General features: G+C 59.3%; 11 protein-coding genes. 3 read left to right on the top strand and 8 right to left on the bottom strand.

The features are described 5' to 3' along the window. Nucleotides 1–52: 52 nt before the first annotated feature. The 8 genes from IQ265_RS01790 to IQ265_RS01755 form a co-directional block, all read right to left on the bottom strand. Nucleotides 53–724, bottom strand: coding sequence for a hypothetical protein (locus IQ265_RS01790; RefSeq protein ID WP_194050485.1), 672 nt, complete (start codon nucleotides 722–724; stop codon nucleotides 53–55). Nucleotides 725–895: 171 nt separating this feature from the next. Then, entirely contained in the window at nucleotides 896–1,552 is a 657-nt protein-coding gene (gene yfcF / locus IQ265_RS01785; protein WP_194050484.1) for a glutathione transferase, read from the bottom strand. A 76-nt stretch (nucleotides 1,553–1,628) separates the two neighbouring features. Then, nucleotides 1,629–2,426, bottom strand: a complete 798-nt coding sequence (locus IQ265_RS01780) for a hypothetical protein (RefSeq protein WP_194050483.1) — start codon at nucleotides 2,424–2,426, stop codon at nucleotides 1,629–1,631. A gap of 184 nt (nucleotides 2,427–2,610) precedes the next feature. Further along, entirely contained in the window at nucleotides 2,611–3,225 is a 615-nt protein-coding gene (locus IQ265_RS01775) for a chromophore lyase CpcT/CpeT (RefSeq protein WP_194050482.1), read from the bottom strand. 191 nt (nucleotides 3,226–3,416) lie between these two features. Then, nucleotides 3,417–4,520, bottom strand: coding sequence for a type I secretion C-terminal target domain-containing protein (locus IQ265_RS01770; RefSeq protein ID WP_194050481.1), 1,104 nt, complete (start codon nucleotides 4,518–4,520; stop codon nucleotides 3,417–3,419). A 217-nt stretch (nucleotides 4,521–4,737) separates the two neighbouring features. Next, a complete protein-coding gene (locus IQ265_RS01765; RefSeq protein ID WP_194050480.1) occupies nucleotides 4,738–5,544 on the bottom strand; it encodes an HAD family hydrolase in 807 nt (268 codons plus the stop codon). A gap of 291 nt (nucleotides 5,545–5,835) precedes the next feature. Beyond that, a complete protein-coding gene (locus IQ265_RS01760; RefSeq protein ID WP_194050479.1) occupies nucleotides 5,836–6,957 on the bottom strand; it encodes an aromatic ring-hydroxylating dioxygenase subunit alpha in 1,122 nt (373 codons plus the stop codon). A 51-nt stretch (nucleotides 6,958–7,008) separates the two neighbouring features. Beyond that, nucleotides 7,009–8,964: an FAD-dependent oxidoreductase gene (locus tag IQ265_RS01755; RefSeq protein ID WP_194050478.1), complete on the bottom strand. Its 1,956-nt coding sequence runs from the start codon at nucleotides 8,962–8,964 to the stop codon at nucleotides 7,009–7,011. 201 nt (nucleotides 8,965–9,165) lie between these two features. Between IQ265_RS01755 and IQ265_RS01750 the strand changes: the two genes are divergently transcribed. The 3 genes from IQ265_RS01750 (at nucleotide 9,166) to IQ265_RS29785 (ending at nucleotide 11,891) form a co-directional block, all read left to right on the top strand. After that, nucleotides 9,166–9,939 (top strand): ABC transporter permease, encoded by a 774-nt coding sequence (locus tag IQ265_RS01750; protein ID WP_194050477.1) that lies wholly within the window; start codon nucleotides 9,166–9,168, stop codon nucleotides 9,937–9,939. Nucleotides 9,940–10,126: 187 nt separating this feature from the next. After that, nucleotides 10,127–10,957 (top strand): glutamine amidotransferase, encoded by an 831-nt coding sequence (locus IQ265_RS01745; protein ID WP_347404896.1) that lies wholly within the window; start codon nucleotides 10,127–10,129, stop codon nucleotides 10,955–10,957. Nucleotides 10,958–10,997: 40 nt separating this feature from the next. Continuing rightward, nucleotides 10,998–11,891 carry an NAD(P)-dependent oxidoreductase gene (locus IQ265_RS29785; protein WP_194050476.1) on the top strand — a complete coding sequence of 298 codons (894 nt, stop codon included), beginning with the start codon at nucleotides 10,998–11,000 and terminating at the stop codon, nucleotides 11,889–11,891. The last annotated feature ends 430 nt before the right edge of the window (nucleotides 11,892–12,321 follow it).

The following is a 12,321-nucleotide window of genomic DNA, read 5'->3' as shown; positions in this document are numbered from 1 at the left end:
TAGCTACTACTTGATTGAACCTGCAATACGATCGCAAGTACGATCAGTAAGCCTAGTCAACCCTGAAGTTGAGAGAATTTTCGGCATCGGCGATCGTCTTCTTCATGTGTCGACTGGTGTTTTTAGCAATCACTTCGACAATTCGGTTAGCCATTTTGAGGTCGTTAATGCCAAGCTGCACCAGTCGTGCCCTCAGGGCGCTGTTAAACGCCGCAGCCAGGGCCGACTGCTGAAAGTGATGCGTGGCCAGGCGAGCATCCTGATCGCTCAGCTCAAAGATGCCCAGGGCTTTCATTTCGAGGGTAATCGTTTTAGCCTGGGGCGTACCGTCCTTAGCCGCCAGCCATTGCTCAACCTTGGGATGCTGCTTAACAAATTCTCGAAAGCTCTCCAAATATGCGGCCTGGCTGATTAGAGCAACAGACTGCGCCAGAGTGAGTTCTTTCTGGGTAGTTTCCAGATAAACCTGCAGCAGTCCGGGGCCAATCGGCAGGAAAGGTAGAGTTGACCCAATCAGCTTGCCCAGAGGAGAGTTAAGCGCGGCCAGCAGTGAGTCAAGCTGGTTCACCAATGGCGCTAGTTTTTGGAGATTGGGGCCTTCTTCTGCAAATACTTTGGCTAGACCCAACACGGCATCGGCGGCATCCACAGTGCCCTTGGCCCCCTCCGGCGGAGCCAGATCGCAGATGTCAGCGGTGAGAAAGCTCCAGAGGCGGGTAGCCATTAACGGTTCCTTAGAGACATTTTGGGTTGAGGAGAAGGATCCATTTCAAGCTCAGGTCAATTATTAGGCTGCGGTCCATAGCCATTGCCAGCATAGTTAGGACGTTTCAAAGGTTCTGGAGCGATGGCTAGATGCCCATTCGCTACCTAAGTTTTCGCCAATGACAGTCACCTATATCCTAAGCGAACTGGCCACCGCTGCACTTTGCCCTACCCAAGCAAGCACCGATGACCGTTGCCACTGGTGCTGAACATACTGTACCAGCCGATCGGGTACCTCATCGCCATTGGCGACCAGGCGATTGAGCATCAGCGCCAAATCGGTATCAGCAATACACCACTGGCTAAAAAGCGACAGGTGGTAGTCTTGAAGCAGGGCCGTTGCGGCCTCAAAAAGGTGCTCGACGGCAATGCGGGCGCTATCCGACAGAGGCGTATCGCAGGGCTGTTGAAAGATGACGGTTGTGGGGCGCTCGTCGCGCAGGGGCAGTAAATCGCTGCGTAGCCAGGCCTGAACCTGTCGCGCCCTGGCCCGATCGCCAGGCTGCTGCGGATAGAGAGCAGCATGGTTCGGCGGCGGAAAAACGTCCTCCAAATACTCCACAATTGCTGAGGATTCGGATAGGGAAAAACTACCATGCTCCAGCATGGGCACTCGACCCGTGAGGGAACGCCGTTGATAATCGGCCTGGCGGTTTTCCTGAGCCGCGAGATCGACGCCGATTAGTTCATGGGGCAACGCTTTCTCGTGGAGAGCCACAAACACCGACATGGCGTAGGGGCTCATGAACTGAGCGTCGACAAATAACCTCAAGGGGGACGGGCTCATACTGTTCACCTAAACACATTGCAGATCGCGGTTCAACTAAGATTGTGGCCCCAATGGCCGTCCCCAAGCGCCCTCGCTAGCGCTTCAAAATCCAGTTCACCAGGGGAATGGCGGCCTTGGCAGGCAGCGGCTGAATGGCGAAACGAAAGGGCAGCAGCAGCATGACGGGCCGACCGCCGCGATCGCTGAAGGGCTTGAGCTGCACTACCAGGTCGAGGGCGTAGTTGCGCAGGGGCGCTTTGAGGTTGACCATTTTCGGTACGTCTATCACCGGGGCGGCCTGCTGCAGCACCTGGGTATCGGCGCTGCGGCCAAAGCAGTCTTCGCTGGTGACAACGGTGCTGAGGTACTGGTTGGGGTTGACCACGCTGGCCACCTGGGGCAGGGCCAGGTCGAGGCGCATGCCGGGGGTCTGGCGAATCACCCGGCGAATTTCGTTGGTCATGCGGCTGATGGAGCTGCGATCCCAGTCGATGATCACCTGAAGGGCACTGCTTTGGTTGACGACCTGCACCGTCAGACCCATGATGGGCTGCAGCGGATGCGGCCCCTGGGGCAGCACCTGCATCACAATTTGCCCAATTTGGGGCGTCTCGGGCTGGTCTTCAGGGGGGGCAAGGCTGCGGGGTTCGGGCAGCACCAGCCGCAGCGAGACGGCTTTACCCAAAGGCTCGACCCCAGCCAGCACCTCAGCAGAAGTTTCGTCAAACCCCTGACGCACCATCTGCGATCGCACTGCGCTCTCCAGGCTGACGGCATCGGGCACCAGCACCACCTGGTCTTCTAACTCCTCCTCAATGGACAGCGCCATCTGATAGACCACGTAGCCTATACAGATGAAGTACACAGTCAGAATGAGGATATCGATCTCCATACGGGTGTCAGAAGGGGCGGGGTTAAAAGAGGGTGCAGCCGGTGAGTCTAGCGATAAAGGGGCAATTTTCCCAAAAACGCTGCGCGAACTCGCCTGCGACAAGGCCACAGAGCCTCAGGCATCGCTTTAGGGTAACACCGATAGCCGCGCTGCAAGCGGAGAAAAAGCCCCCTTTATCAGCGCCTCACGCCGGTAGGGCAAAGGCGCTTTGCTTCACCAGACAAAACGGCCCCATCTTCGGCCCCCAGGTGGTTTTGCCGGTCTCAGGATCAATGCCGCGATCGTTCATTTTGAACACCAGCGGGCTACCGGGGGCCGACGACTCGGGACCAATGTCAAAGGCCAGCCGCACGTAGGAGGTAACGCCATTGGCGGTAAAGGTGCACAGACTATCGCCCGGCAGCCGAGCGCTGTAGGTCTGTCCGTCGGGCTGGCGCTCAATGGCAAGCCCACAGGTAGGCAGGTCGATCAACTCCTGACGGCTAAGACTGGCCAGGCGCTCAGGTTGGGTAGCACCACCCAGGTAGGCACCTGGGTCGGGCAGGGCGTAGTACTGACCCCAGAGGCCGTTTTCCTTGGTCGTCAGGTGCAGAATGCGCTGCCGGTAGGGCGGCTTGCCAGCGGTGACGCCAATCTGCTCGATGAAAAAGCCGTAGCCCTCGTCAAAGATGGGCTTAGGCAGGGGCCGCAGCCACAGCCGCAGGTGCAAATACCAGGCCGGGTCGGCCAGGGACTGGGAACGATTGTCAAACTCTCCGGCTAAGGCGGTGGCCAACGGTTGCAGCTGGGCCTCGATCATAAGTCTTTGCCTGCATTGCTTCAGCCCTGATGCTACCGGAAAGTGGGGCTACAGCGATTGCCACCTGGGTTAGGACAGAACAACAGCGGCATACCTAGAGTGGCGGTTGCGCTCCAGCTAGTCTCCCAGCCTGGGCTGAGGTGCCTGATGACGGCCTCAACTAGCCGACCAGCACTATAAGCTGAGGCGGCTTACTTGAGCAGGGGCACCCCCGTGGGCGGCGTAAAGGTAACGCTGGCGGGGGTAATCGTATCGGCCTGAACCCCCAACAAAATAGCCTCGGTAGAAACCTGACCCAGGGGCGTGGTGATCTGCACGTGGGTATCGGCCCCTACCTGCACAATGTTCAAGAAGGGCAGCAGGTCGCCACCCGCAAACAGGGGCTGGGAGGCAATCAGGCTAAGGTCGAGGCGATCGCCCTCGGCCGCATTGAAGTCGAGGATGGTGTCGGTGTCGGTGCCGCCACCCACCAGCGGGTCGTAAGCCCCTGGGCTATTGAGCCGAAAGACATCGGCCCCCGCTCCGCCCACCAGCGTATTGGCCCCACCCCCACCGTAGAGAATGTCGTTGCCTGCGCCGCCGACCAGCAGGTCGTCACCGACCCCACCCTCGATCGCATCGTCGCCGTTACCCCCAAACAGGCCGTTGTTGCCCACTCCACCCACCAGGGTATCGTTGCCGGAGCCGCCAAAGGCGAGATTGTGGCCCCTGCCGGTCAAAATCAGGTCGTCGCCACCAAAGCCCAGGAGGGCGTTGTCGGCGGCGGTACCAATCAAAAAGTTTTTGCCGCTGGTGCCCTCTACCAGGGCAAACGTGCGCGAGGAGGGCGAGGTGCTGGCTGTGCCTCGCCCGCCCAGGCCCCCTGGTGTGGCCGTAAACAGTCCGTCGAGCGCCGTCGAGAAGAGGTCTACGGGTTCGCTCACGGCCCTCAGGCTGCCCTCCGCCAAATTCACCTGGTACAGTCTTGGGCTGCCCGCCGAGCGCCCGTAGAAAAAGACGTTGTCTACGGTGACGATGGTTGAAGACTGGCTCACTGGGGCCAGCGTGGCCCCAGCGGACAGCGCCGTTGCGCCCAAACTAGAATACGCAGCGCTACCGACGGTATCCCCAGCAGCGCTGGCCTGTTTAACTGAACCGCTTGATCCCACAACACTAGAGGGTGCTGCCGGAGGACTATCCTCAGCCTCACTGGTATCTGAACCACCGGCATCGAGATGACCGAAAGCTAGGTTGTCAGAGATCACGGGCCCTGGTGCGGCGGGAGTTTTAGACGGGGGAACAAATAGGTCAGTCATGGCAACACAGGGGCAAACAGCATGGCTTCAGGGCTGGGCCATCGACGTTAACCAAAGCTTTAACAATGGGCACCAGCTTCTATCCCTGATTCTGGCGCTGGCGCATTTATCCGGAAAATTTTGGTTGGTAGCGTCACGAACAATTTAAGCAATGGGCAGCGCGGTCAAGATTACGTAAATCTACGGTGAAGCGTATGTTACATGATTGAGGCTCACACTACTCGGTTTTTAACGGCCAGTTTGCAAAGGAACCGCAAAACTGAGGCAGAGTTAGCCGACTAATGCCCTGGGTCGCCATCGCCCGATCGGCCGCCGTATTGTAGCCCCAGTCGGCCAAAAACAATCCTACATCGCCCAGGTCTGGCTGGCGCTGAACCGCCTGCAAAGCCTTGAGCCGGTCTTCTACAAACCAAATGGTTTGCCCAGCCTGAGAAGATTTGATCAGCCGCAGAGTTTCGTACTTGGGACGCTTGACCTCTTTGCCCAAAATACGGTCGCCCGGCTCCGGCCCCAACGGTCCATCGCCAGGCAGCGCAATGCCCCCCTGGATCAGTAATTGCTGAATAAATCGCCCTTCTTTGGTAGAAATTATTACCAGCTCAACCCCATCTGCGATCGCCTGCTGCAAACGGTCGACCACGCCGGGGTAAAACCGCTGGTAGCTGAGCCAGTCGTCAATGTTGGTATGAATCCAGCGATCGCGCACGCTATCGACCGCCTGCCCCAGGGCCTGAGGTTCTACCTTCCCCTGCTCTAGCAGCTGCGGCACAATCTCAGACCAGCGCTCCAAAATCTCCTGGTCAGCAATACCCGTCATCAGCCCGTAGAGCACCAGCGGCATCTCCCAGCCCGTTTCTACCACCGGGCGCAGGGGGTAAAATCGCTCGGCCAACCCCTCCGGCGGTGCCCCTGCACTCGGCTCAAACACATCGGTATAGGCCCGCCAGGCGGTTTGAAAATACTCCCGCAGCCCGTCGCAGACCACACCGTCAAAATCGAGCGCCAGGATATCGGGGGAAGCCATTGGAGAAGGAGGTTAGGGGATAGGGAATCAGCTATCAGGTTTAAGGTATCAGGTGCCGGGTTTTAGGTGTCAGGTTCTGCCGTAGATCTTACCCCTCACCTCTTGAACCTGAAACTCACCTATCCCCTTTCTCCCTATGGGAGACGCTAGCGCGAACAACTTCGCTCAGGGACCGTCAACCCTTCGACTTCGCTCAGGGACCACCTTCGACTCCGCTCAGGAACCATCCACTCATCCCCTTCGACTCCGCTCAGGGACCGTCCACCCATCCACCCATCCACCCATCTACACCTACACCTCCGCCTGCTGACGAATCAGCTGCTGCACCGCCGTCAGCGCCCGGTTCAGCTCTGGGCCTCGGTAGGTGGGGTGTTGCTCAAAGGCCTGCTGTTCTTGCTCTAGCATCAGCACGTCTTCGCGCACCAGTCGCCGCAGCACAAAGCTGGCCGAGTTGGTAAACGATCGCTTTACAAACCGCCGCACCGCTAGCGGGGTTTTATGCAGCCTCGGAAACCGTTCCAGGGAGGTAAAGTGCAGCAGGTAGGCGCGGGTGTGGGTTTCGCTAACCGGACAAAACAGGCAGTAGATTTTAAAGTCATCGCCCAGGGTCGACTTCCAGTGGGGGTAGTGGTAGTAGACATCGAGCGGCTCGGGGTGCAGCTTACGCAGGGATGGAATGATCAGCTGAGACGCCGACCAGATTTTGTCGATGCGGTAGTAGCTCTCGGCGTCGTAGTGGGCGTGGACATGGGCCTCGTCGGCCTCTAGCCCGGCCAGCACTGGGTTAGCCCACACCTGGGCACCGCCGTGCAGGTGGCCGTGGTACATGTCCATCAAATTCTCAATTAAGAATGAGTAGTGGGCCTGCACGTCGATGGTGGCCACTGAGCCGATGAAGTTGAGGTGCTCCCACTCGGGTACAGCCAAGGGCAAAACCTGCCCGGCCACAGCCACTTCGCCGGGGAAGATCCAGATAAAGCCGTCCCGTTCTTGCACGGGGTACTGCCGCAGGGTGCAGGTGGGCAGCTTTTGCTGGGGTTCGAGGTAGGGCACGTGGGCGCAGCTGCCGTCGGGGCCGAACTGCCAGCCGTGGTAGGCACAGACCAGGTTGTCGCCCGCCACGGTGCCCTCGCTGAGCTTGACCTGGCGGTGGGGGCAGCGATCTTCGACGGCGATCGCGGTGCCCGCGCGATCGCGGTACAGCGCGATCGGCTGGTGCCACAGAGTGACCGCCAGGGGTTTATCCTTCAGCTCCTCACTCTGGGCCACCACGTACCAGTGGTTGAGGTTGATGCCCAGCTCGCGCAAAGATCGTTTGGGGGCCAGCCTCGTTTCTGGGACTGAGGAATCTTGACCGCCGCCCAAATCAGGCTGTTCAAGGGTTGTGACCGCTGCGCTCTCTAATCCGTCCATCTCACACCTGCCCTATGGCTGAAGACAATCTACCGATGCCGGGAATGCTCCCTAAATTTTTAGCACCCCTTCGGGGTTGACCGAGAGAATGGGGCGGCGCTGCACCCCTTCGCGCTGCAAAATCGCGTTGGCCGCCAGCAGACCACTGCTCACCGCCCGCTCCATTAGCCCGCAGGGAAAGGGCATCCGTACCCAGTCGCCCGCAAACAGCAGGTTGGCGGCGGCGGTAGTGGTTTGGGGCCGGTTGGCAAAGCTGCCGGGGGGAAAACCCGCAAAGTTCTTTTGGTTGACTAACTGCCGGTGCAGCACGGTCGCACCCTTCAGCTCGGGCACAACTTCGTACAGCTCGGCCTCAAAGGTGCTGAGAATATCGGCCTGGGTGGGAAAGTCTTTTTCTTTGTAGCAGTAAGCGTGTAGCTCGACGACGCTGCCCCCGGTGCGATCGCTCCAGGCAATATAGTCGTCTTGAATGCGGTGGTAGAGGGTAATGCTGTCGGTGAGCTGGTAGCCCGAAAGCGAGGTAAACCAGCTGTGCTGCCAGTCGAAGTCGCGATCGAACCAAAAGCGGGCCACGGCAAAGGGGTCGGCCACTCGCAGCTCGTCCACCTGGGCCACCAGGGTCGGTTCTACCTCGCCCTCCGAGAGGGCAAATAGGGCCTTAATACCGGGGATATCGGCGGCCATCACGTAGTAGTCGGCGGTCAGGTCGTGGGCCACATTGGCCTCGGCGTTGGCGTCAGTGGCCACTAGCTGGATGCGATCGCCCTGCCGCTGCAGCACTTTAAACGCCGTCAGATTTTCCCGCGCTGGACCAGCCAGCACGGCACCATCACTGGCGTAGGCGGCCCCGTGGCAGGGGCAGAGGTAGCCGTCTGCTGTGGTAGTAACCTGGCGCTGCACACTACAGCCCTGGTGGGTGCAGGTCAGCGACAGCGCTGTTTTAGCCCCCGGTGCCACCGAGTAAACGCTGTCTCCGGCCCCAAAGTATTCCATTGTCTCTGAACTCAGCAGCGGGTTGCGCTCGACCCAAAAGGGCACCGGGTTAACCGCAACGCTGCCATTCTGGTAGGTGACCCCGGCCACTTTGCCGCCCTGCCAGTTGACCTGGCTCACGGTCACCCCCGTCAGCACCTGACCACCATTGGCTTTGATCGCCGCCACCATGGGGTCAACCAGCGATCGCCCCATATCCTGGCAGGTGCCGTTAAAAGCCAGCCCCTCGGGGTTGCCAAAGAAGTAGAAATGAAAGAACTGCATTAGCTCCCCGGCGCTGAGCACGTCGGGGGCATTGAGACTCGACTTGGCGAAGGGCAAAAAGTAGAGGTCGTACAGCCCGCGGGGAAAGTCGTTGCCCACCCACTCGGTCACCGACAGGTTGTCGAGGCGCTGGTAGGTCTGGGGGTTGCGGAAGCCGGTAATTTCTCGAAACACCTGGAGGTGCTTGAGGTGCGTCAGGTTGATGCCCCACTCCAGTCGGTTCGACGACGAAATGGCCAGATCGACGATGTTCCACGGAAATGCCGAGTTGCTGGGGCGAAACACTTCGGGGTCGTAGTGGTTTTTGTAGACCAGCGAATAGTAGTCGAGGGATTTGAAATTTTGCTGAATGCTGAGCTCGTCGACCAGGCTAAACAGGTTGTAGTACTGCGGAAAAAAGCCGTGGAAGCCGTGCTCCATCATGAAGTGATCGTCGCCCACCTGGATGGGCCAGCTGGCAATTTTGCCGCCTAGCTGGGGCGATCGCTCTAACAGCGTAACCGCCACCCCGCGCTGGCTCAGCTCGTAGGCCGTCGCCAGCCCCGCCAGCCCGCCACCCACAATAATGGCCGAGGTCGATCGCCCCACCTGAGCGGGCAACTCCAGGCGATCGCGCTGAAACACTGTGGGCTGGGGCTTGCTGAGGCGCGAATAGCTCAGCAGAGCCGCAATACCTCCTACACCAAAGAGCTTGAGGACGTTACGACGGGCCAGGGTTTGGGCAAATAGCCCCTCTAAGGATTGACTCATCTGGGGTTTTAGCGTTGCTTAGGTCAAACTCGCCTAGGAAGTACTTCCGAGGGTGTGTGGAGAGCGACTTGGGCATTACGGTAACACAGCTTCGCGGCCAGGGGAGGGGCATCCAGGGCTCCCGGCCAGAGGAGGTTGGATCCCACGTGAAACCTGTTAAAGACTGTAGTATTAAGTTGCCTTTACAGTCTACTCATCTTGATGAAATACGTGCGAGAGACCCTAGCGGTTGCCCAGCGCATCTTGGTTGAGCTGGGGCGGCGGCGACGGAGCCTGATTTTTTGGGCTATTTTTCCGGTGCTGCTGCTCATCCTCAACAGCCTGATCCTGCAGGAGCGGCTGCAAATTTCCCTGGCCGAGGCCTATACCCAGGCGGCTCCCTCCACCCTGGTCGGGGCAGCGCTATTCTTTAGCGGACTGGGGGGCAGCGTAGCCACAGTCGTGTCTGAGCGCGAGCAAAAGACGCTGAAGCGCCTGTTTCTCTCGCCCCTAAGTGGGGTGTCGTATTTTTTGGGCATTTGTTTGGCCTACGGGGCGATTGGGCTGGGGCAGATGGCGCTGGTCTACGCGATCGCCCTCTTCTACGGGGCCAGTCTGGGCGGCAACCCGCTGGCCAACCTGCTGATTGTGCTGCTCAGCATTGCCGCCTACGTGGGGGTGGGGTTTGTGCTGGGCACCCAACTCGCCCGCCGCACTGAAGATGTCAACGCCCTGATTGCCGCCTTTGGCATTCCGCTGATGATTTTGGGGGGCACCTTTTTGCCCACGGCGTTTTTCCCCGACTCCCTGGCCCAGCTTACTCAGTTCAATCCCATCTACCACATGATCGAAGCTCTCTCCGGCGTCGTCGTGGAGGGCAGCACCCTGGCCGAGGTTGGCCCTCACGTGCGCTTTCTGGGTCTGTTTGCCGTGGCTATGGTAGTGGCTGGTTGGTTATCGTACCGCCGCATGGTGCAGGTCGAGCGCCAGCTGTAGGGGCGGCTCAGCCCCGCTTGACGGGCCGAAGCGATACAGTAATAGGCATGTCGGCTCGATGAGGTTGCCGCTCTGTGTATTGGCGGTGCCTTGCTAAACCAAATTCAAGTCCACGTGTGGAGTTTAGCCGATAGGAAAACCCTAAACCCCAAGCTGGGCTTGGCCTAGAGGAGAACTGCTAAGCGTTGTGAGTGCTAGCCTACCCGTTTTGATTGTTGTTCACCAGTCCACCTCTAACCCGGGCCGGGTGGGGGATGTACTGCAAGCCCTGGGGTTTACCCTCGACGTGCGCTGCCCAGCCCTGGGGCAGTCACTGCCCGCCACCCTAGAGGGCCATAGTGCCGTCGTGGTCTTTGGCGGCCCTATGAGTGCCAACGACGACCACCTAGACTTCATTCGTCAAGAACTCGACTGGATTGCGATCGCGCTGGCCTCAGACAAACCCTACCTGGGCATTTGCCTGGGAGCACAGCTGTTGGCCCGCACCCTGGGGGCATCGGTAGTGTCTCACCCAACGGGCCAGCGCGAAATTGGCTACTATCCCATTGTGCCTACCCCAGCTGGTCAAGAAATCTTGCCCGGTCCGCTGGTGGTCTATCAGTGGCACCGGGAGGGGTTTAATCTGCCTGTGGGCAGTCAGCTGCTGGCCACAGGCTCTCTGTTTCCGCACCAGGCCTTTCGCTACGGACGGCGGGCCTACGGTCTCCAGTTTCATCCCGAAACTACCGCCGCCATAGTTAACCATTGGACGACCGAAGGAGCCGACCATCTCACCAGCCCAGGGGCCCAGGCGCGAACCCACCATATTAGCCAGCACCGCCTTTACAGCCCAGCCGTGGAGCACTGGTTACGCCAGTTCCTAGCCGAATGGATCGGCGTTACTGGCAACGCCGAGGTAGTGTGGGGGCAGTATCACCCCCTGCATTCCCCCGGCCCGGCCCAAAGTCCAGCCCAGGGTAGTGGCCAGAGCACAACCACCGACCACCGCCAGCCGCCCACCATGACCGAAATCGGCTAGCACAGCACGGCTCAACTAACCACGAGGGAGAACACAACGGGTGAAAATTGGCGTAATTGGCACTGGGTTGATGGGGTCACCGATGGCTCTCAGACTGCTGTCGGCAGGCCACCGCGTATGGGTGTACAACCGCAGCCCGGAGCGGCTGAAGCCCCTAGAGCTAGCAGGGGTTACGGTCTGCCCCAGCCCCCGCACCCTGGCAGAGGCGGTAGAGGCCGTGATTCTTATGGTGACCAATGGCGATGCGGTGCGATCGCTCCTCGACGACATGGGTCTGCAAGATTACGAGGCGTCCCGCCCGTCCCCCCTGAGCACCTGCGCCATCATTCAAATGGGCACCATTGGCCCCGCCGAAAGTCAGGCCCTGGGCCAGAGCGTAGCCGAGGTAGCAGGCACCTACCTAGAGGCACCGGTGCTGGGCAGCATTCCCGAAGCTAAAAACGGCAAACTCATCATTATGGTGGGGGCCGAAACTGAGGCTTACCAGCGCTGGCAGCCCCTGCTGGCCTGCCTGGGCAGCACCATCTACCACGTCGGGCCGGTGGGCAGTGCTGCCACGCTCAAGCTCGCCATGAACCAGCTAATTGGTTCCCTCACTGCCGCCTTCGCTCAAAGTCTGGGGCTGGTTCAGGCCGCTGGCATCGATGTCGATACCTTTATGGCGGTGGTGCGCCAGAGCGCCCTCTACGCCCCCACCTTCGACAAAAAGCTGCACCGCATGCAGACCCGGCAGTTCGCCGACCCCAACTTCCCTACCAAGCACTTGCTGAAGGATATGAGCCTGTTTGTAGCCGCCGCCGAGGCCGCCGGGCTGCAGGCCCTGCCCGCCGAGAGTGTGCGACAGCTCGTTGACCAAGCGGTCGAGGCCGGATTTGCCGACGATGATTACGCGGCCCTCTTCAATATTGTTAGCCCTCTATCCGATTCTGATTAGGCCAAAAAGCTGGGGGCAAAGCCCTGCCTTTACAACGCAAAAATCGTTGGCGTTGCTGGGATCAGGTACGAATTAAAACTGCAACGTCCTTTGCAGGAGTAAACGGCCGTAAAGCCTTCGGTTTGGCTGCGCCTAGACCCTACCCAAATTTATGCTTCAGTTCAGCAACATCAATTTTTGATCAAATGTTAAGGGTTCCAACGTTCCATGAAGCGTTACCCGAAATTTTTAGCCAAACTTGGGTATCTTTTATTGCGATCACCGAAAACCACTACTGAGCCGCCCCTCAAGTCGTAGGCATCGGTACCGCCTTGCCCAAGCCCCCATTTTCTAAATTGCAGGGAGAATGCTTGAAGATTGTGCTGTCAGCCTGTGCGTGTGGGTGTGACAAAAGTTTGTTCAAACCTGCGCGAAATTAATGTTGTCACCG

The organism is Nodosilinea sp. LEGE 06152 (assembly GCF_015207525.1).
Classification (GTDB): Bacteria; Cyanobacteriota; Cyanobacteriia; order Phormidesmidales; family Phormidesmidaceae; genus Nodosilinea.
This window is presented reverse-complemented; position numbering and strand designations above follow the sequence as displayed.